The 20,415-nt window shown below is 60.9% G+C and carries 19 protein-coding genes; 14 read left to right on the forward strand and 5 right to left on the reverse strand.

Annotated features, from left to right (window positions below):
• Nucleotides 1-288: 288 nt before the first annotated feature.
• Entirely contained in the window at nucleotides 289-807 is a 519-nt protein-coding gene (locus tag ACW55A_RS24325; RefSeq protein ID WP_455808946.1) for a glycine cleavage system transcriptional repressor, read from the forward strand.
• A 514-nt stretch (nucleotides 808-1,321) separates the two neighbouring features.
• Here the strand turns inward: ACW55A_RS24325 and rarD are convergent.
• Both rarD and ACW55A_RS24335 read right to left on the reverse strand, forming a co-directional pair.
• Nucleotides 1,322-2,209 (reverse strand): EamA family transporter RarD, encoded by an 888-nt coding sequence (gene rarD, locus ACW55A_RS24330; RefSeq protein WP_024661745.1) that lies wholly within the window; start codon nucleotides 2,207-2,209, stop codon nucleotides 1,322-1,324.
• 265 nt (nucleotides 2,210-2,474) lie between these two features.
• Complete coding sequence (locus ACW55A_RS24335; protein WP_455808945.1) at nucleotides 2,475-3,449, reverse strand: serine/threonine protein kinase; 975 nt, start codon at nucleotides 3,447-3,449, stop codon at nucleotides 2,475-2,477.
• A 194-nt stretch (nucleotides 3,450-3,643) separates the two neighbouring features.
• Between ACW55A_RS24335 and ACW55A_RS24340 the strand changes: the two genes are divergently transcribed.
• The 6 genes from ACW55A_RS24340 to ACW55A_RS24365 are packed head-to-tail and all read left to right on the forward strand — an operon-like array spanning nucleotide 3,644 to nucleotide 9,195.
• Nucleotides 3,644-4,663 (forward strand): LacI family DNA-binding transcriptional regulator, encoded by a 1,020-nt coding sequence (locus tag ACW55A_RS24340; protein WP_044309134.1) that lies wholly within the window; start codon nucleotides 3,644-3,646, stop codon nucleotides 4,661-4,663.
• Nucleotides 4,647-5,648, forward strand: coding sequence for an ABC transporter substrate-binding protein (locus ACW55A_RS24345; RefSeq protein WP_004654786.1), 1,002 nt, complete (start codon nucleotides 4,647-4,649; stop codon nucleotides 5,646-5,648). The genes ACW55A_RS24340 and ACW55A_RS24345 overlap by 17 nt, the downstream gene beginning before the upstream one ends.
• Complete coding sequence (locus tag ACW55A_RS24350; protein ID WP_499140652.1) at nucleotides 5,648-6,517, forward strand: ABC transporter permease; 870 nt, start codon at nucleotides 5,648-5,650, stop codon at nucleotides 6,515-6,517. The genes ACW55A_RS24345 and ACW55A_RS24350 overlap by 1 nt, the downstream gene beginning before the upstream one ends.
• Nucleotides 6,514-7,308, forward strand: a complete 795-nt coding sequence (locus ACW55A_RS24355) for an ABC transporter permease (protein ID WP_003432594.1) — start codon at nucleotides 6,514-6,516, stop codon at nucleotides 7,306-7,308. The genes ACW55A_RS24350 and ACW55A_RS24355 overlap by 4 nt, the downstream gene beginning before the upstream one ends.
• The gene (locus tag ACW55A_RS24360) at nucleotides 7,305-8,336 is read left to right on the forward strand and encodes an ABC transporter ATP-binding protein (RefSeq protein WP_046720088.1); all 1,032 of its coding nucleotides are present in this window, start codon (nucleotides 7,305-7,307) and stop codon (nucleotides 8,334-8,336) included. Before ACW55A_RS24355 ends, ACW55A_RS24360 begins: the two co-directional genes overlap by 4 nt.
• A 25-nt stretch (nucleotides 8,337-8,361) precedes the next feature.
• Nucleotides 8,362-9,195 carry a phosphodiesterase gene (locus ACW55A_RS24365; protein WP_003432597.1) on the forward strand — a complete coding sequence of 278 codons (834 nt, stop codon included), beginning with the start codon at nucleotides 8,362-8,364 and terminating at the stop codon, nucleotides 9,193-9,195.
• Between the two features lie 268 nt (nucleotides 9,196-9,463).
• Here ACW55A_RS24365 and ACW55A_RS24370 read toward each other — a convergent pair whose 3' ends face one another.
• From ACW55A_RS24370 to ACW55A_RS24380, 3 genes are all read right to left on the reverse strand, one after another.
• Nucleotides 9,464-11,383 carry a PhoX family protein gene (locus tag ACW55A_RS24370; RefSeq protein WP_080396608.1) on the reverse strand — a complete coding sequence of 640 codons (1,920 nt, stop codon included), beginning with the start codon at nucleotides 11,381-11,383 and terminating at the stop codon, nucleotides 9,464-9,466.
• Between the two features lie 78 nt (nucleotides 11,384-11,461).
• Nucleotides 11,462-12,226, reverse strand: a complete 765-nt coding sequence (locus ACW55A_RS24375) for a TOBE domain-containing protein (protein ID WP_003372419.1) — start codon at nucleotides 12,224-12,226, stop codon at nucleotides 11,462-11,464.
• Nucleotides 12,227-12,364: 138 nt separating this feature from the next.
• Nucleotides 12,365-13,012, reverse strand: coding sequence for a ComF family protein (locus tag ACW55A_RS24380; RefSeq protein ID WP_498811693.1), 648 nt, complete (start codon nucleotides 13,010-13,012; stop codon nucleotides 12,365-12,367).
• Between the two features lie 177 nt (nucleotides 13,013-13,189).
• Here ACW55A_RS24380 and bioB point away from each other — a divergent pair, with 177 nt between their 5' ends.
• The 7 genes from bioB to ACW55A_RS24415 all read left to right on the forward strand — a co-directional run bounded on the left by bioB (nucleotide 13,190) and on the right by ACW55A_RS24415 (nucleotide 20,324).
• On the forward strand, nucleotides 13,190-14,248 hold the full coding sequence (gene bioB, locus ACW55A_RS24385) for a biotin synthase BioB (RefSeq protein ID WP_003372416.1): 1,059 nt from the start codon (nucleotides 13,190-13,192) through the stop codon (nucleotides 14,246-14,248).
• 64 nt (nucleotides 14,249-14,312) lie between these two features.
• Nucleotides 14,313-15,503, forward strand: a complete 1,191-nt coding sequence (gene bioF / locus ACW55A_RS24390; RefSeq protein WP_455808939.1) for an 8-amino-7-oxononanoate synthase — start codon at nucleotides 14,313-14,315, stop codon at nucleotides 15,501-15,503.
• A complete protein-coding gene (locus ACW55A_RS24395; protein ID WP_455808938.1) occupies nucleotides 15,496-16,227 on the forward strand; it encodes an alpha/beta fold hydrolase in 732 nt (243 codons plus the stop codon). Before bioF ends, ACW55A_RS24395 begins: the two co-directional genes overlap by 8 nt.
• On the forward strand, nucleotides 16,220-17,029 hold the full coding sequence (gene bioC / locus ACW55A_RS24400) for a malonyl-ACP O-methyltransferase BioC (protein WP_226439804.1): 810 nt from the start codon (nucleotides 16,220-16,222) through the stop codon (nucleotides 17,027-17,029). Before ACW55A_RS24395 ends, bioC begins: the two co-directional genes overlap by 8 nt.
• Nucleotides 17,030-17,054: 25 nt before the next feature.
• On the forward strand, nucleotides 17,055-17,735 hold the full coding sequence (bioD, locus tag ACW55A_RS24405) for a dethiobiotin synthase (protein WP_058396390.1): 681 nt from the start codon (nucleotides 17,055-17,057) through the stop codon (nucleotides 17,733-17,735).
• Nucleotides 17,736-17,888: 153 nt separating this feature from the next.
• Nucleotides 17,889-18,185: a hypothetical protein gene (locus ACW55A_RS24410; protein WP_003316196.1), complete on the forward strand. Its 297-nt coding sequence runs from the start codon at nucleotides 17,889-17,891 to the stop codon at nucleotides 18,183-18,185.
• 333 nt (nucleotides 18,186-18,518) lie between these two features.
• Entirely contained in the window at nucleotides 18,519-20,324 is a 1,806-nt protein-coding gene (locus ACW55A_RS24415; protein WP_003432609.1) for a phenylacyl-CoA dehydrogenase, read from the forward strand.
• Nucleotides 20,325-20,415: the final 91 nt, after the last annotated feature.

The raw sequence follows: 20,415 nt of genomic DNA on the forward strand, positions 1-20,415 counted from the left end.
ACACTCGGGGAGCGCTCTGTTATTGATTTTGGTGTCATGTAGTGCGCAATTCGGGATACTACATGAGCCGTCATCGCGTGAAAACGTCGCTGAATATGTCACTAAACGACTGGATATTCATATTGGGTCACGGTGATATTCATCGTGTTCCCAGAAACGCTCAGGATTGTTCCATAAAGCGTGGCAAACGGTACACGATTTACCGCGAGCGAGCTGCCCTTCGGGTATGCCTATACTCGTAAGACCGACGCTGTCTCCAAATCATCTGTGCAGAAAGAGGAATTGACCGTGGATCATCTCGTCGTAACGCTGGTTGCTCCCGACAAAACGGGTCAGGTCGAACGCATCGCACGCTGCATCGCCGAGCATGGCGGCAACTGGCTGGAAAGTCGCATGTCGCGCATGGCCGGACAATTTGCCGGGATCCTCAAGGTAGGCGTCGAGGCAGAAAACTATGATGACCTGATCAAGGCCCTGAATGGTTTGTCAGCCCATGGCATCCGCATGTTGCTGGCCGAGAGCGTGGTCGAGACCACCGATACGACTCGAATGATCAGCATGGAACTGGTCGGCAACGACCGCCCCGGCATCGTACGCGACATCACCCGTTTGCTGGCCGGGCAGGGCGTCAATGTCGAACACCTGATTACCAACGTGTCCCCCGCGCCCATGAGCAGCGAACTGCTGTTCCACGCCGACGCGGTGTTGGGCGTCCCTCAGGACCTTTCACTGGATGACCTGCAGACGGCGCTCGAGACTCTGGCTGATGATTTGATGGTGGAGTTGGTGCTGGGGGCCAAGGAGTAAGTCCGATCACTGTTTTTATTCAGCTGCGGACTGCTTCTCGCTCCGATACCCGTCTGACTCCCCCAAGGTCTGGCTCCATTTTACGGACCACAGGCATACCTATTGGCCATCCGAACTGAACGGTCCTGATATCAGTACCGACGGCCTTACGATCATCACGTGGCAGATCAATCAACCATTCACGTACAGGCTCAATGCCTGTTTCGGTTCGGAAAAACTTTACGATCAAAATAGGGGGAGGATTACTCATAATTGGTGTGTGCCAAAAAATGTGCACAATTCAATGTTCGGAAAGCTGTCTCGGTTATCCAAGTTAACCGTGCCCCTGCCTGTGGATAACCTGGGGGAATAGCCTTGCGTGCCATACCCGCCGAGGCCTGGCGCGGATTGATCAAAAATTCAACAGTTTCAAGGGCTTGTGCACAGATAAGGTCAGTCTGCCTGTGGATAACCCTTGGAGAACCTCTTGCAGGCCACGTTCTGCGTGCCCTGCGAGCTGTTGTCTGTTTTTTGATCAGTGACGGCCGCGGGATTTCAGCCAGATATCCACACTGTAGATCGCCAGCCCCGTCCAGATGAAAGCGAAGGTGATGATGGTGCTGGTGGTCAGGTGTTCGCCATACAGCAGCACAGCCAGCAGCAGGACCAGTGTGGGCGCGATGTATTGTAGGAAGCCCAGGGTGGTGAACGGCAAATGGCGGGCGGCGGCGTTGAAGCACACCAGCGGTACCAGCGTCACCGGGCCTGCGGCGGCCAGCCAGATGGCTTGCGTGGTGGTCCAGAATTCCGGCTGGGCGCTCACGGCCGTCGGGTTGAGCGTCAGCCAGATCAGTGCCAGCGGCACGAGCATCCAGGTCTCGACCACCAGGCCGGGCAGGGCAGCGACCGGGGCTTGCTTACGGATCAGCCCATAGAACGCGAAGGTCAATGGCAGCGCCAGCGACACCCACGGCAGGCTGCCGACGTGCCAGACCTGCTGTGCGACACCCATCGCGGCGAAAGCGACTGCCAGCATTTGCAGGCGTCTGAGGCGCTCGCCCAGCAGCAACATGCCGAGCAGCACGTTGACCAGCGGGTTGATGTAATACCCGAGGCTGGCCTCCAGCATGCGCCCGTTGTTCACTGCCCAGACGTAGATGATCCAGTTGCTGGCGATCAGCGTGCCGCTCAGCGCCAGCACGGCCAGCCGTTGCGGATTGTCGCGCAGGTCGCGCCACCAGCCGGGATGCTTCCAGAACATCAGCACAATCGAGCCGAAGAGCGCCGACCAGAGCGCGCGATGGATGATGATCTCGATGGCCGGAACCGCGGCAATGGCTTTGAAGTAGATGGGGAACAGGCCCCAGATGATGTAAGCACTCAGGCCCAGAATGTATCCACGGCGTGGATTGGCAGCTTGCATGGAGCGTCCCTTAAATGCAGAAAATTCCGGTTTTATTGTGGGGTGATGCGGTTGATGGTTTTGATTGTACTGACGCTGGAGCGCTCGATGTTATACACAGGTTCGACCGATTCACGACATCTGTGCCGCGCCGCTTGCTCAGGATCGGACGCAGCGCGCCGCACGATAGTTGAGATTATCGTTCCTCACGCTCCAGCGTGGGAATGCCTTGGGTGACGCTCCGCGTCACAGATTTGCGCCGCACGATAACCTGGGGCTCATCAGGTCAAAACAGTTTCAACGGCTCTTCATTCAGTGCTGCCATCTGCTCGCGCAGGGCCAGGATATGGTCGCCCCAGTAGCGCTCCGTGCCGAACCACGGAAAGCTGTGCGGAAACGCCGGGTCATCCCAGCGCCGGGCCAGCCAGGCGCTGTAGTGCATCAGGCGCAAGGCACGCAGCGGTTCAATCAGGGCCAGCTCGCGTGGATCAAAATCATGAAATTCGTTGTAGCCGTCCATCAGCTCCGACAGCTGACCCAGACGTTCCTGGCGGTCGCCGGCCAGCATCATCCAGATATCCTGGACGGCAGGGCCGAGGCGGCAATCGTCCAGATCGACGATGTGGAACGTCTCGTCACGGCACATCATGTTGCCGGGGTGGCAGTCGCCATGCATGCGGATGTTGGTGTGCGGTGTGGCCGCGTAAACGTCTTCGACACGCTTGAGCAGGTCACGAGCCACCGACTCGTAAGCCGGCAGCAGGCTGCGCGGGATGCAGTCGTTTTGCAGCAGATAGTTGACTGAATCATGGCCGAAGTTCTTCACGCCCAGGGCTTCACGGTGCGCGAACGGTTTGGTCGAGCCGACGGCATGCAGACGCCCCAGTAACTGGCCCAGGCGATACAACTGATCAAGATTGCCTGGCTCCGGTGCTCGTCCACCGCGACGCGGGAACAGCGTGAAACGGAAACCGGCGTGCTCGAACAGGGTTGCGCCGTTGTGCACCATGGGCGCGACCACGGGCACTTCGACCTCGACCAGTTCAGCGGTGAAGCTGTGCTCTTCAAGGATGGCTTCGGTAGTCCAGCGCTGTGGGCGATAGAACTTGGCGATCAGCGGTTGGCCGTCTTCGATACCGACCTGATAGACGCGGTTTTCGTAACTGTTGAGCGCCAGGATGCGGGCATCGCTGAGAAAACCGATGCTTTCGACAGCATCCAGGACCAGATCGGGAGTAAGTGTTGCAAACGGGTGAGCCATGACTACTCCTGCGCGCAGCAGGTTGCCGCGTCGGACCGCTGATGGTAACGCAGACCGGTCCCGCTTCGCCAAACCCCATCCGTTTAATCTGCCTTCGGGCTCTTTTGTCATCAAAAAGTCATGAGTCGTTAGCGAGATAGCCATGTTCGACGCCTAGAGTCGCCGTCAATGAGATCGATCTCAAGTGAGCGACAATGACTGATCTGAAAGAGGTAGCGCATCTGGCCGGGGTTTCCCGGGCTACTGCGGCACGTGCCTTCGCAAGCCCCGACGTCGTGCGCTCGGAAACCCGTGAGCGGGTATTCGCTGCGGCCCGCGCCTTGGGTTTTCGCCCCAATCGGCTGGGCCGCCAGTTGCGTCTGCAAACCACCAACCTGATTGGCGTGGTGGTGCCCAACCTGCTCAACCCGGTGTTTGCCGAACAGTTTCAGGCCATGGAACGGGCGGCGCGGGCGCGGGGTTATAACCTGCTGCTGGCAACCACCGACTACACCGCAGAGCGTGAAAGCGCCGTGGTTGAGGAGTTGTTGCGTCAGCGGGTCGACGGGCTGGTGCTGACGGTGACCGACGCCGAGCACAACCGGGTACTGCAAAGCCTGATCAATGAAGACACTCCGTTCGTGCTGGCCTATCACCAGACCGGTAACCCGGATTACAGCGCGGTGTCTGTGGATAACCGGGCGGGCATGGCGCTGGCCACTCGTTACCTGATCGATGCAGGCCATCAGCGAGTCGCCATGGTCGCAGGCCCGGCCATGCAGTCCGACCGCGCCCGACTGCGTTATGAAGGCTATCGCGACGCCATGGCCGAGTGTGGGCTTGAAGCGCGACCAGTGATTGAAATGCCTGCTCATACAAGCGCCGATTTCGCTGCACTGGAACCCCTGTTACGTGGCCCGGACGCGCCCAGCGCGCTGGTCTGTTCCAACGATTTGCTGGCCATCAGCCTGATTGCCGAATTACGTCGCAACGGCTGGGGCGTTCCCGAGCGCCTGTCGGTGATCGGCTTCGACGGCATCGCCCTCGGCACGCAGATGCACCCGACCTTGTGCAGCGTGGTTCAGCCCATCGCCGAGCTGGCGCACATTGTCATCGACCAATTACTGGCACGGATTGCTGGCGCAGTACCTGTTTCTCATTGTCTGCCGTGCCACATCCGGCCCGGCGAAAGCACCCAGCCCTACCAGGAGATGCTTCATGCTCAGCCTCAGTAAAACCCTCGCGGCACTGCTGTTATGTGGTGCGGCCAGCCTCGCCCAGGCCGCCGAAACCGCCATCTGCTACAACTGCCCGCCCGAATGGGCCGACTGGGGAACACAGCTCAAGGCGATTGCCGACAGCACCGGTGTCCAGGTGCCGCTGGACAACAAGAACTCCGGCCAGGCGCTGGCGCAGATCGTTGCCGAGCAGGCCGCACCGGTCGCTGACGTGGTCTATTACGGCGTGACCTTTGGCCTGCAGGCGCAGAAGGCCGGCGTGGTCGATACCTACAAACCCAAACACTGGGACGAGATTCCGGCAGGCTTGAAAGACCCTGAAGGGCACTGGTTCGCGATTCACTCCGGGACCCTCGGCATCATGGTCAACGTGGACGCACTGGGCGGTCTGCCGGTGCCGCAAAGCTGGGCGGATCTGCTCAAGCCCGAGTACAAGGGCATGGTCGGCTACCTCGACCCGTCAAGCGCGTTCGTCGGTTACGTGTCCGCCGTGGCGATCAACCAGGCCATGGGCGGCACGCTGGACAACTTCGGTCCGGCCATCGACTACTTCCAGAAACTGGCGAAAAACTCGCCCATCGTGCCCAAGCAAACTGCCTATGCACGCGTGCTGTCCGGCGAGCTGCCGATTCTGGTCGACTATGACTTCAACGCCTATCGCGCTCGCTACAAGGACAAGGCCAACGTTGCCTTCGTGATTCCCAAGGAAGGCACCATCGGCGTTCCCTATGTGATGAGCATGGTCGCCAAGGCGCCGCATCGTGCCAACGCCGAGAAGGTGCTGGATTTCGTGCTGTCCGATGAAGGTCAGGCGCTGTGGGCCAAGGCCTATCTGCGCCCGGTACGCTCGAAGATGCCTGCCGACGTTGCTGCGCAGTTCTTGCCGGACAGCGATTACGCCCGTGCCGGTGTGGTGGATTACCAGCACATGGCCGCCGTGCAGGAAGCCTTCGCCGCCCGTTATCTGCGTGAGGTGAAGTAATGTCGGCCTCGCCGGAACAAGCGCTGGCTCTGCGCAAGGGCGGATCTTTCAGGCTGCGGCTGCGCCCGACCGCTGCGGTGGCGCTGGCTCCGGCGATGGCCGTATTGCTGGCATTCTGGCTGCTGCCGCTGACCCACCTGATCATGCTCGGCACGCAAGGGTCCGATGGCAATGGCAGCGGTTACTGGCAGGTCCTGAGCAGTCCTCAGTATCTGGGCAGTCTGGCGCAAACCTGCCTGCTGGCGCTGGTGGTGACGCTCGCGGCGTTACTGGTCGGCGGCATCAGCGGTGTGTTTCTGGCCCGCAACCACTTCTTCGGACGCTCTGCGCTGGTGGCTTTACTGACCTTCCCGCTGGCGTTTCCTGGTGTGGTGGTCGGCTTTCTGGTGATTCTGCTGGCCGGTCGCCAAGGTATCTTCGCCGCGCTCGGGTTGCACCTGGCGGGCGAGCGCTGGGTGTTCGCCTATTCGCTGACCGGACTGTTCATCGGCTATCTGTATTTCTCGATTCCGCGAGTGATTCTGACGGTCATGGCGGCCTGCGAAAGTCTGGATCGCAGCCTTGAAGAAGCCGCGCATTCGCTGGGCGCGGGTCATTGGCGAGTGGTGTGCGATGTGATCGTTCCGGGGCTGGCACCCGCGCTGGTGTCCTGCGGCGCGATCTGCTTCGCCACGTCGATGGGCGCATTCGGCACGGCCTTTACCCTGGGCCCGCGTCTGAACGTCACGCCGGTAGCGATCTACAACGTGTTCACCAATTACGCCAACTTCACGGTGGCCGCAGCGCTGTCGGTAATCCTCGGGCTGGTGACGTGGGCAGTGTTGTTGCTGGCCCGTCGCATGGTCGGTAAATCGGGAGTTCCCTTGTGAAACGTTCTCCGTTGTTTGCAGTACAACTGGCGTTCACGCTGTTGGTCTGCGCGTTCATGCTGGTCCCGGTGGTGCTGTCGTTACTGGCCGGCCTGACGCGCAACTATTTTCTGGGCCTGTCGAGCGGTCTGACCTTCGATTGGCTGGTGCAGGTCTGGCAGGCCTATTCACCGACCGTCTGGCTGTCGTTGCAACTGGCCGTGGCGTGCGCAATCTGCGTGTGTCTGGTGGGCGTCCCGGCAGCGTATGCGCTGGTGCGCATGAACAATCGCTTCAGCCGGGCCTTCGAGGAATTGATGGTCTTGCCCGTCGCCATGCCCGGTCTGGCCAGCGCCCTCGCGTTACTGCTGACCTACGGCCAGTTCGGCGGCTTTCGCAGCAGCTGGTTGTTCATTCTGGTCGGCCACGTGTTGTTCACCCTGCCGTTCCTGGTGCGCCCGGTCATGGCGGTGATGCAGCGTCAGCAACTGCCGGTGCTCGAAGAGGCGGCCGCCAGTCTGGGCGCCGGGCCGATCAAGCGTTTCTTCAGTGTGGTGGTGCCTAACTGCCGGGCCGGGATTCTTGCCGGTGTGCTGATGGTCGTGACCCTGTCGCTGGGCGAATTCAACCTGACCTGGATGCTGCACACGCCGATGACCAAAACCCTGCCGGTCGGTCTGGCCGACAGTTACGCCTCGGCCCGACTGGAAGTCGCCAGTGCCTACACCCTTCTTTTTCTGTTGCTGATTGTGCCGCTGCTGATTGCGTTGCAGGCCATCAGCGCGCGTCTTGCCCGTGGAGAGAGCCGATGAGCGGAACCACCATTCGCCTGAAAGGCTGCCGCAAGGCATTTGCCGACGGCACCGTTGCTGTAAAGGATCTGCACCTGACCATCGAGCCCGGCGAAACGCTGGCGATTCTCGGTCCGTCCGGTTGCGGCAAGACCACCACCTTGCGGCTGATTGCCGGGCTTGAACGTCCGGACGTCGGGCAGGTGTTGTTCGATGATCAGGACGTGACACGTCTGCCCATCGAGCGGCGCGACGTGGGCATGGTGTTTCAGAACTATGCGTTGTTTCCCAACCTCGATGTGGCCGGCAATATCGTTTACGGCCTGAAGATTCGTGGTCTGTCGGCTGCCGAGCGCAACAAGCGTTGCGATGAGTTGCTGGAACTGGTCGGTTTGACCGGCCACGGCAAGCGCCGCGTCAACGAGCTGTCTGGCGGGCAGCGCCAACGGGTCGCGCTGGCCCGGGCCTTGGCGCCGCGCCCTCGGGTGCTGTTGCTCGACGAGCCGCTGGCGGCACTGGACGCGCAGTTGCGTGAGCGCTTGCGCAGTGAGCTGGATCAGTTGCTGCGTGGGCTGGGCATCACCTCGGTGTTCGTCACTCACGATCAGGGCGAGGCGATGGCCCTGGGCGACCGGATTCTGGTCATGGAAAAAGGCTGCGTCTCGCAATTGGCGACGCCGAGGGACATCTATCAACAGCCTGCCAATGCGTTCGTCGCCGGGTTTGTGGGCAATCTGAATGCGTTCAGCGTGGTCGAGCGCACCCCGTCAGGCCTCAAGGTGAGCGGCGGCGAGCTGCCGTGGCACGGTGCTGACGTACCGGGCACGGTCTACTGCCGCCCCGAGCACCTGCGTTTGATGTCAGGAAACGGCCATATTCATGGGCGTCTGGTCGGGCAGTTTTTTCAGGGCGCGCAAAGTCGCTTGCTGGTCGATGTCGGTGGCCCGCAGCCGCTGCTGGTAGACAGTACCGACAACGTGATTTATGCCGCAAACGCAGTCATTGCCTTGAGCGTCGACCCGCAAGTGCTGTTTACCCTGCATTCGTGAACTCGTTTTTCGTAGAGAGATTATTTTGAATCGTCCGTTTCTTATTGCTCAGATCAGTGACCTGCACCTCAAAGCCGACGGACGCCTGACCTATGGCGTGGTCGATACCCTGGGGGCGCTGCGCCGCGCTGTCGCGCACATCAATGCCAGCAAGCAGCGCCCCGACATCGTGGTGATCAGCGGTGACCTGGTGGACTTCGGTCGCGAGGACGAATACGCCGTGCTCAAGCCCGAACTGGAACGTCTGCAGATGCCGTTCTATCTGGTGCCCGGCAATCATGACGATCGGCACAACCTGCTGGCCGCGTTTGCCGAGCAGGTGTACCTGCCGTTGTCGGCCAGCGGTCCTCTGGACTGGGTCGTTGAGAAATACCCGGTGCGCCTGATCGGCATGGACACGACCATTCCAGGCGAGCATGGCGGGCAACTGGATTATTGTCAGCTGGACTGGCTGCACGCACAGCTGTCCCGTCGTCCTTACGTGCCGACCGTGATCGTCATGCACCATCCGCCGTTCATTACCGGCATAGGGCACATGGACCGCGAATCCTTCGGCAACGCATCGGCGCTGGAGCGCGTGATCGCCCAGCATCCGCAAGTGGAGCGTTTGCTGTGCGGACATTTGCATCGACCGATGCAGCGACGTTTCGGAGGCAGCGTGGCGAGCATCTGCCCGGGCACCTCACACCAGATCGTCCTCGACCTCGACGAAGCCGCGCCTGCGCATTTCAATCTGGAACCGGCAGGTTACGTGCTGCATCGCTGGCATTCAGAACAGGGGTTTGTCAGTCATAACGCCGTGTTCGGCGACTATGAAGGGCCATACCCGTTCTACGATGTGAACGGGTTGATTGATTAATTGATTGCTCATCGCTCCCACGCTCTGCGCCCGGCGTGATACTCAAGTCTTGATGAGCCCGGAAAGCGGGGCTCGACGCGCAGTATCAGGCGGAGTAAAGATCCTTGTGGGAGTGAGCTTGCTCACGAAGACGGTGTTTCAGTCGATGCATTTTCGACGATCATACAGCCCTCTTCGCGAACAAGTTCGCTCCCACGGCCTCCGGCCAGAATCAATAGCAGACCTTTATATAACGATGAGCGATCTGCGTCCTCTTCCTGATTGCTGATCAGGCGCCGATAACGCCGCCATCTTCCCGGGTGATGACCATCACCGATGAGCGCGGTTTACCGTTGGGCAAATGCTCGGGGAAGGTAGAGCCACCGTTTTCACCGGGATGCTGGATGCCGATGAACATCGTCCGGTAGTCAGGCGCAAAGCTGATGCCGGTGATTTCGCAACCGATCGGGCCAACCAGAAAACGGCGGATCTCGCCGCTGGCCGGGTCGGCACAGAGCATCTGGTTGTTGCCCATGCCAGCGAAGTCACCCTTGTTGCTGGAGTCGCCGTCGGTCTGGATCCACAGCCGACCCGATCGATCGAAACTCAGGCCGTCCGGGCTATTGAACATGTTCTGCGCGTTGATGTTGCTCGACCCGGCCTGTGGCGTACCGGCATGTACGGTCGGGTTGCCCGCGACCACAAACAGGTCCCACTCGAACGCCATCGCCGACGCATTGTTGCCGCCTTCGCGCCAGCGCAGGATCTGCCCGTACTGGTTCTTGGCGCGTGGATTCGGCCCGCCAACCGGCTGACCCTCGTCGCCGCGCTTGATGTTGTTGGTCAGCGTGCAATAAACCTGGCCATCCTTGGGGCTGACCACGATCCATTCCGGGCGGTCCATGCGCGTGGCCTTGACCACACTGGCGGCCAGCCGTGCATGAATCAACACTTCAGCCTGATTGGCGAAACCGGCAGCGGCATCGAGGCCGTTCTTGCCGTATTTCAGTTCGATCCACTGGCCGTTGCCCTTTGGATGGTCCGGGTTGCCGTTGCCAGCGTCGAATTGCGCCACGTACAGGGTGCCGTGGTCCAGCAGGTCGCGATTGGCTTTCGGGTTCTTGCGATCGATCCGGTCGCGGCTGATGAATTTGTAGATGAACTCGCCACGCTCGTCGTCGCCCATGTACACCACGGCGCGCCCGTCCCTGGTCTGCGTGAAGGCGGCGTTTTCGTGCTTGAAACGCCCGAGTGCCGTGCGCTTGACCGGCGTCGATTCGGGGTCGAACGGATCGATCTCGACCACCCAGCCATGACGATTGACCTCGTTGGGGTTTTTCGCCACGTCGAAGCGCGGGTCGTGCGGGTGCCAGTTGATCTCTTTACTGGCAGCCACGACGCCATAGCGCTTCATGCCCGCATCGAATGTCTGCTCCGGGTTGCTGCTGCCGAAGCAGTCGGTGAAGTTCTCTTCACAGGTCAGGTACGTGCCCCACGGTGTCTGGCCGCTGGAGCAGTTCTGGAACGTCCCCAAGACGCGGGTGCCGGTCTTGTCGGCTTCAGTCTTGAGCCATTCGTGACCGGCCGCCGGGCCACTCAGCCTGATCGGCGTATTGCCATGCACGCGACGGTTGTAACGCGAGTCCTGCACGAACTGCCATTTGCCGTTCTTCTGCTGTATCTCGATCACTGACACACCTTCTGCGGCGAGTGCCTTGCGCACTTCTTCAGCCGATTGCGGCTCCTTGCCATGCTCGAAGAGGTAGCGGTAGTTGGTGTATTCGTTGTTGATCGCCAGCAAAGCACGGTCTTTGCGACCCCGCATCGGGAACAGGCACATGCCGTCGTTGTTATCGCCGAACTGCACCTCCTGAGCCTGGGCGGTACCCTTGCCACTCGGGTCGAACGCCGGACCGCCCGCTCGCAGAGGCTGGCCCCAACTGATCAGTACCGAGGACGTGTAACCTGCTGGCAGGCTGATGCTGTCGGCGGTGGCAGCAGGAATGCTCTGGAAGCCGAGCAATCTGCCAGACGCCGCGCTGACGCTGTTGGCCAGAGCGGTACGGCTGAGCAGGTTGCCGCCGAGAAACATCGCAGCGCCGCACAATGCGCCCGCGCTGATGAAACCGCGGCGGGTGAGGCCGACCTTGTCGGCGCCGACCAGGTTTTCCAGGTCAGTGGTCTGGTTTTCTTCTAATAGTTTCATCATCACGGCTCCCTCGAATATGGCAGCCACCTTAGTGCGCGCATATGACGAAATTGTGTCGTAGTGATGACCTGCCAGCGCTTACAACGGTATACCCAGCAGTACCAGTGAAGCAGCAAATCTTGCCTGCACCGTGGTGCCGGTTTTCAACTGTTGTGCATGCAGGTGCTCAGGTGTCGCCAGGGCGCACAGCGTCTGGCCGCCGGGGAGTGTGATGCGTACTTCGCTCGGGCCATCTTCAGCGTCGGTCACGCTGTCGATTCGGCCGATCAGACAATTGTTTCCATTTGTTTCTTCGCTGCGGTCTGCGTGCAGTTCCAGCCAGCCGGCCTTGATCAGTGCAACCACCTCCGTGCCGTTTTCCAGTTCCAGACGCAGGGTGCTGTCATGGGTGACCTGTGCTTCGATAAACACCTCGTCCGCCAATTGCAGGCGAACCTGATCGTTATGCCCCTGGCGGGTGATGCTGACGATCCGCCCCAGCAACTGATTGCGTGCGCTGGTACGCAGGGTCAGGCGATTGAGCAGGTCAAGGTCACTGCTGTCTTCGGCCGCTTCCAGCACCTGGGCCTGCAAGGCCTGGACGCGCTGATAGAGACGCAGCACTCGCTCGCCCTCGACCGACAACTTCGCGCCGCCACCGCCGCGCCCGCCGACACTGCGCTCTACCAGCGGTTTTTGCGCCAGATTGTTCAGCTCGTCGATCGCGTCCCAGGCCGCCTTGTAACTCAGCCCTGCGCTTTTCGCAGCGCGGGTGATCGAGCCCTGTTCGGCAATATGCTGCAACAGCGCAATGCGTTGCGGGCGACGGACCATGTGTTGCGTCAGCAAGGTGGGGAGGGCCATGGAAATCCGGGGCGGTCGAGTAGGAGTGGGCAGTATGATCGCTCTCGCTCATGGCGTCGAAACCGGACGCGGAGCGTCCCGAAAGGCATTACCACGCTGGAGCGTGGGAACGATATTAAACCAGGCGCGTAGGGGCCATTAGTCACCCGGCTTGGGCGTGCGAGCCAGGCAATACACGTCCACCCGCCGCGCACCGGCCTTGTTCAGCAGTCGCGCAATGACCTCTGCCGTCGAACCGGTGGTCAGAACATCATCGACCAGCGCCAAGTGCTTGCCCTGTACCCAATCGGGATCAACCAGGGTAAAGGCGCCGCGCAGGTTGCGCCTGCGGGCTTTCGCGTCCAGGCCCTGTTGTGCGGTTGTCTCCCGGCTGCGTAACACATGCTCTTCGTCGACGGGCAGTTGCAGCTGTTTACCCAGCCAGCCGGCCAGCATTGCCGCCTGATTGTAGCTGCGCTGGCGCAAGCGTTTGTTGGCCAGCGGCACTGGAATGAGGCAGTCGGGGCGCGGCAGGTCTTCCTCGAAACGGTGCTGCAGGTATTGCGCGCACAGTTCCGCCAGCAGTCGTCCCATGGGCCATTTACCGTTATGTTTGAAGCGGGTGATCAGACCGTCGACCGGGAAATCGTACAGCCAGGGCGCGATGACCTGAGCAAAGCCGGGCGTTTGCTTGCAGCATTGCGCGCAGCTCATGCCTGAACGCGGTAACGGCAGCGCACAGCACACGCAGGCGTTGCCCAGCCACGGCAGTTCTGCTTCGCACGGCACGCAAATGGGTGTGGACACCTCACTGCGTTCATCGCATAACAAACAGGATTGTTTGTTTTTTAACCAGATGTAAACCTCATGCGGGTAGCTGGGTTGACAGCGCATGGCTCTTCCTTAAATATGCCCGACATCCGTGTAGCGCATGGGGTCTTTCCCGCCCTCGCGCATTGCCCAGAAACACCAAGGAGCCGCCCGATGAGCGCCAGCACCACCGCCACTTTGCGTCACGACTGGACTTTAGCCGAGGTCAGGGCGCTGTTCGTACAGCCATTCAATGACCTGCTGTTTCAGGCGCAAACGGTGCATCGCGCTCACTTCGACGCCAACCGCGTGCAAGTTTCCACGCTGCTGTCGATCAAGACCGGCGCCTGCCCGGAAGACTGCAAGTACTGTCCGCAGTCCGGCCACTACAACACCGGTCTCGAGAAAGAAAAGCTGCTGGAAGTGCAGAAGGTGCTTGAAGAAGCCGCGCGTGCCAAGGCCATTGGCTCGACCCGCTTTTGCATGGGCGCGGCCTGGAAGCATCCTTCCGCCAAGGACATGCCTTATGTGCTGGAGATGGTCAAAGGCGTGAAAGCCATGGGCATGGAAACCTGCATGACCCTGGGCCGCCTCGATCAGGAACAGACCGAAGCGCTGGCCACTGCCGGGCTGGATTACTACAACCACAACCTCGACACCTCGCCGGAGTTCTACGGCAGCATCATCACCACCCGGACCTACAGCGAGCGCCTGCAAACCCTGGCCTACGTGCGCGATGCGGGGATGAAGATCTGCTCCGGTGGCATTTTGGGCATGGGCGAGTCCCTGGATGACCGCGCAGGGCTGCTGATTCAACTGGCCAACCTGCCTGAGCACCCGGAGTCGGTGCCGATCAACATGCTGGTCAAGGTCGCCGGTACGCCGCTGGAAAACGCCGAAGATGTTGACCCGTTCGATTTCATTCGCATGCTCGCCGTGGCACGGATTCTCATGCCGAAATCTCACGTGCGTCTGTCCGCCGGTCGCGAAGCGATGAACGAGCAAATGCAGGCACTGGCGTTCTTCGCCGGGGCCAACTCGATTTTCTACGGCGACAAGCTGCTGACCACCGCCAACCCGCAGGCCGACAAGGACATGCTGTTGTTCTCGCGTCTGGGCATCAAGCCCGAAGCGGGCGAAGGGCATGCCGACGAAGTGCATCAGGCCGCCATCGAACAGGCGCTGGTCGAGCAGCAAAGCAGCTCAATGTTCTACGACGCTGCCTCTGCCTGATCCGTTGAATGGGCCGGCCTGTTCCGGCCCGTTTTGAATTGTCATCTTCCGGTTCGGGGCCTGCATGTCTTTCGATCTCCGCACGCGCCTCGATGCCCGGCGCGCCGCACACCTCTATCGCCAGCGCCCGCTGCTGCAAAGTCCGCAGGGGCCGCAGGTCATCGTCGACGGCCAGCCGTTACTGGCGTTCTGCAACAACGATTATATGGGGCTGGCCAATCATCCCGAGGTGATCGCCGCCTGGCAGGCAGGTGCCGAGCGCTGGGGCGTGGGGGGCGGGGCTTCGCATCTGGTGATCGGCCACAGCGCGCCGCACCATGAACTGGAAGAAGCGCTGGCCGAGCTGACCGGTCGCCCGCGCGCCCTGTTGTTCTCCAATGGCTACATGGCCAACCTTGGCGCAGTGACGGCGTTGGTCGGGCAGGGCGATACGGTGCTGGAGGACCGTCTCAACCACGCCTCGCTACTGGATGCCGGTCTGCTCAGCGGTGCACGGTTTTCGCGCTATCTGCACAACGATGTGAGCAGCCTGGAAGCCCGCTTGGATAAATCCGTGGGCGATACCCTGGTAGTCACCGACGGGGTGTTCAGCATGGACGGCGACATCGCCGATCTGCCCGCGCTGGCCCGTTCGGCGAGGGCCAAAGGGGCCTGGCTGATGGTGGATGACGCTCACGGCTTCGGCCCCTTGGGTGCCAACGGCGCCGGTATCGTCGAGCACTTCGGCCTGAGCATGGATGAGGTGCCGGTGCTGGTCGGCACCCTGGGCAAGTCGTTCGGCACTTCCGGAGCGTTCGTGGCCGGCAGTGAGGAGTTGATCGAAACCCTGATCCAGTTCGCCCGGCCTTACATCTACACCACCAGCCAGCCGCCCGCGCTGGCCTGCGCCACCTTGAAAAGCCTGCAGTTGCTGCGTACCGAGCATTGGCGTCGCGAGCATCTGACGCGGCTGATTCAGCAGTTTCGTCGCGGTGCCGAGCAGATCGGGCTGCAACTGATGGACAGCTTTACCCCGATTCAGCCGATCATGATCGGTGATGCCGGTCGGGCGTTGAACCTCTCGCAGTTGCTCCGTGAGCGTGGCCTGCTGGTCACCGCCATTCGCCCGCCTACCGTGCCTGCGGGCAGCGCGCGACTTCGTGTGACCTTGTCTGCCGCGCACAGCGAAGCCGACGTGCAGCTATTATTGAACACTCTGGAGCAGTGCTACCCGCTGCTGGATGCCAGCCAATCCTCGGAGCCTGTTCATGCGTGATCGTCTGATTCTGTTGCCAGGCTGGGGCCTTGGCGTTTCGCCGCTGGAGCCGCTTGCCGCTGCGCTGCGTGGGCTGGACGAGCACTTGCGGGTTGAAGTCGAGCCATTGCCGGATATCGACAGCTGCGACTTGTCAGACTGGCTCGACGAACTGGACAGCAACCTGCCAGACGACGCCTGGCTGGGCGGCTGGTCATTGGGTGGCATGCTCGCGGCTGAACTGGCGGCGCGGCGCGGCGAAGGTTGTTGCGGACTACTGACGCTGGCCAGCAACGCCTGTTTCGTCACCCAATGTGCGTGGCCGAACGCAATGCCCGCGCAGGATTTCGAGGCATTTCTGGCTGGCTGTGCCGATGATCCGGACCTGACCCTCAAGCGTTTCAGCCTGTTATGCACGCAAGGCGCAGAAGACCCGCGCGGTCTGGCGCGGCTGCTCAAGGCCGGCGCACCGCACCTGTCGAAAACGGCGTTGATCGACGGCCTGAAAATACTTCGGCAACTCGACACCCGCAGCGCTTTACAAACCTATCGTGGCCCGCAACTGCACCTGTTTGCCGGGCTGGATGCCTTCGTGCCCGCTGAGGCGGCAAGTGATCTGCTGGCCTTGTTGCCGGATGTCGAAGTGGGGCTCATCGAGCAGGCCAGTCATGCCTTCCTGCTGGAAAACCCTCACGGGGTGGCGGCTGCGATCCATGCCTTTCTGCACGAGCTGGACGATGACTGATCTTTCAATCCCCAAACCACCTTCTGTCTTGCCTGACAAACGTCAGGTCGCCGCGTCGTTTTCCCGCGCGGCAGGCAGCTATGACAGCGTCGCCGAACTGCAGCGCAACGTCGGTAATGAACTGCTCACGTGTTTGCCTGCGCAATGCAACCCGTCTCGCTGGCTGGATCTAGGCAGCGGCACCGGCTATTTCAGCCGGGCGCTGGCGCAGGCTTTCAATGGCAGCGAAGGCATTGCACTGGATATCGCCGAAGGCATGTTGCGTCACGCCCGACCCTTGGGTGGCGCACAGCACTTTGTTGCGGGTGATGCCGAGCACCTGCCGCTGCGTGACCAGAGCTGCGGGCTGATTTTTTCCAGCCTCGCGGTGCAGTGGTGCGCCGATTTCACGGCGGTGCTCAGTGAAGCTCACCGCGTTTTGCAACCAGGCGGCGTATTTGCCTTTGCCAGCCTGTGTGTCGGCACGCTGTACGAGCTGCGCGACAGTTGGCAGGCAGTGGACGGCCGGGTGCATGTGAACCGTTTTCGTCATGAGGATGACTATCGTCAGCTGTGCGCAGCGAGCGGCCTGCAAGTGCGCAGCCTCGATGTTCGCCCGCAGGTTCTGCATTACCCGGACGTGCGCAGCCTGACGCACGAGTTGAAGGCGCTCGGTGCGCACAATCTCAACCCCGGACGACCCAATGGCCTGACCGGGCGCGAGCGAATCATGGGCATGATTCAGGCCTATGAAGGCTTCCGCCAGGACGCCGGACTGCCCGCTACCTATCAAGTGCTGTACGCGGTGCTTGAAAAAAACTGACGGACTGACAGGAAAGACTGCTGAGATGACTGCTGCCTACTTCATCACCGGGACCGATACCGACGCTGGCAAGACCACGGTGGCTGCCGGTTTGCTGCATGCTGCCCGAATGTCCGGTCTGAGCACGGCAGCCGGCAAGCCCGTTGCCTCCGGTTGTTTTGTCACGCCACAGGGGCTGCGCAACCCGGATGCTCTGGCGTTGCTGGCCGAGTGTTCTGTCGAGCTGGATTACGCTGAAGTCAACCCGCTGGCTTTCGAACCGGCCATCGCTCCGCACTTGGCAGCACGCGAAGCTGGCGTCGCGTTGACCGTCGATTCGGTGCTGCAACCCATGCGGCAGATGCTCGCCAGACAGGCCGATTTCACCCTGATCGAAGGGGCGGGCGGTTGGCGCGTGCCGCTGTCCGGGCAGAGCACATTGTCCGACCTGGCCATTGCCTTGGACCTGCCGGTGATTCTGGTGGTGGGCGTGCGTCTGGGCTGCATCAATCATGCGGTGTTGACTGCCGAAGCGATTGCCCGTGACGGGTTGCGTCTGGCCGGCTGGGTGGCCAACATCGTGGATGCCGACACCTCGCGGCTTGAAGAAAACCTCGGCACGCTGGTCGAGCGTCTGCCTGCACCTTGCCTGGGGCGGGTGCCGCGCTTGAACGAGGCGAGTGCCGAAAATGTGGCGCAGTATCTCGACTTGAAGGTGTTGAGCTGACAGCGCCGCTATGTCGCTGACCGGCAAGACAGTTTTGGATTTTCAAGACTCAGGCTATCGTGCGGCCTAGTGCCATTAGTCTGTTTGTCGAGTATTTCCGGGCAAATGCTGGTTCAATGGCATGTGTTCGTTTTTTGAACTGAGGATCGGCTTATGCAAATCACCATGAACAACACCCTCTACCCGGGCCTTAGCGCAATGCAGGTCGGGCAAAGTCGTGTGGATCAGGCGGCCACCCAGATTGCCAGCTCCAATATCGAAGTGTCGGGCAGAAGCCAGTCTTCTGACTTTCAGCTCGAGAACCTGCGCTCTGTTGATCGCAGCCAGCGTTCCGACTTGCCGTCCAACATCGTCGAACTCGAGGCTGGAAAGGATCAGTTTGCAGCCGGACTGGCTGCGCAGAAAGCCAGCAATGAAATGCTCGGCACGCTGATCGACACCTACGCCTGATTTTCGCGTCAATTCCCGCCGTGCCATCCGCGCACGGCGTTGCCCTCTGAATTTCTCCGCATCATTGTCCTGTATCTCACCTGCACCCGGTTTCTCCCTCCACTAGACTTTTGCTTACGTTTCGCTCGCCCCCGCACGACGTACGCCTGCGTGGCTTATGCATGGGCCGTGGACGAATGGTGCGTGCTTCGCTATTGACAAGGTTTGGGCGTAAACGTATGTTTCAAACACCTGTTTGACCGCGAGGCATACGAGATTGTCTGGCGCTTGAGGGTATCTCTCCAGCGACCGCCCGGTCATTCGTTCCAGGATTCATCAGCAGAGGTTATCGCTATGCCTGACTACAAGGCCCCCTTGCGTGATATTCGTTTTGTTCGTGATGAACTGCTCGGCTATGAAGCGCACTATCAGAGTCTGCCAGCCTGTCATGACGCCACTCCGGACATGGTTGACGCCATTCTGGAAGAGGGTGCCAAGTTCTGTGAGCAGGTGCTGGCACCGCTGAACCGTGTGGGCGATACCGAGGGTTGCACCTGGAGCGAGTCGGGCGTGAAGACGCCGACCGGCTTCAAACAGGCTTACAAACAGTTCGTCGAAGGCGGCTGGCCAAGTCTGGCGCATGACGTTGCGCACGGCGGTCAGGGTCTGCCCGAGTCGCTGGGCCTGGCGGTCAGCGAGATGGTCGGTGAGGCGAACTGGTCGTGGGGCATGTACCCTGGCCTGTCGCACGGTGCGATGAACACGATCTCCGAGCACGGCACGCCCGAGCAGCAGGAAGCGTATCTGACCAAGCTGGTGTCCGGCGAATGGACCGGCACCATGTGCCTGACCGAGTCGCATTGCGGTACCGACCTGGGCATGCTGCGCACCAGAGCAGAGCCTCAGGCTGACGGGACCTACAAGGTTACCGGCACCAAGATTTTCATCTCCGCTGGCGAACACGACATGGCCGATAACATCGTCCACATCGTGCTGGCCCGCCTGCCGGACGCACCGGCTGGCACCAAAGGTATTTCGCTGTTCATCGTGCCCAAGTTTCTCTCGGCTGCCGATGGCGGCATCGGTGAGCGCAACGCCGTGAACTGCGGCTCCATCGAGCACAAGATGGGCATCCACGGCAACGCCACCTGCGTGATGAACTTCGATGGCGCTACCGGTTACCTGATCGGGCCGGCGAACAAGGGCCTGAACTGCATGTTCACGTTCATGAACACCGCGCGTCTGGGGACTGCACTGCAAGGTCTGGCGCACGCCGAAGTCGCCTTCCAGGGCGGCCTGCAATATGCCCGTGACCGCCTGCAAATGCGTTCGCTGACCGGCCCCAAGGCACCGGAAAAAGCCGCCGACCCTATCATCGTTCACCCTGATGTGCGTCGCATGCTGCTGACCATGAAGGCGTTCGCCGAAGGCACCCGTGCCATGGTGTACTTCACGGCCAAACAGGTCGACATCGTCAAGTACAGCGAAGACCCGGAGCAAAAGAAAGCCGCTGACGCGCTGCTGGCGTTCATGACCCCGATTGCCAAGGCGTTCATGACGGAAGTGGGCTTTGAAGCCGCCAACCACGGCGTGCAGATCTACGGCGGCCACGGCTTCATTGCCGAGTGGGGCATGGAGCAGAACGTTCGCGACAGCCGGATTTCGATGCTGTACGAAGGCACCACCGGTATTCAGGCGCTCGATCTGCTGGGCCGCAAGGTGCTGATGACCCAGGGCGAAGCGCTCAAGGGCTTCACCAAGATCGTTCACAAGTTCTGCCAGAGCAATGAAGGCAACGAAGTCGTTCAGGAGTTTGTGACGCCACTGGCTGCGCTGAACAAGGAGTGGGGCGACCTGACCCTCAAAGTCGGTATGGCGGCGATGAAGGATCGCGAAGAAGTGGGTGCTGCATCGGTGGACTACGTCATGTTCTCCGGCTATGCCTGCCTGGCGTACTTCTGGGCCGACATGGCGCGTGTTGCGGCCGAGAAACTGGCGGCCGGTACGTCTGACGAAGCGTTCTACCGCGCCAAGATCCAGACCGCGCGCTTCTACTTCCAGCGCATCCTGCCGCGCACCCGTACCCACGTGGCGGCCATTCTGTCGGGCGCTGCCAACCTGATGGACATGAAGGAAGAAGATTTCGGCCTGGCTTACTAAGCTTCGCTGGCATCATGAAAACCGCCTGATCTCTGATCAGGCGGTTTTTTTATGGGTGCGTTTTAGCGCATCGCTGTATTCGAATCCCGGC

Source organism: Plantibacter cousiniae (nom. nud.) (assembly GCF_977070315.1).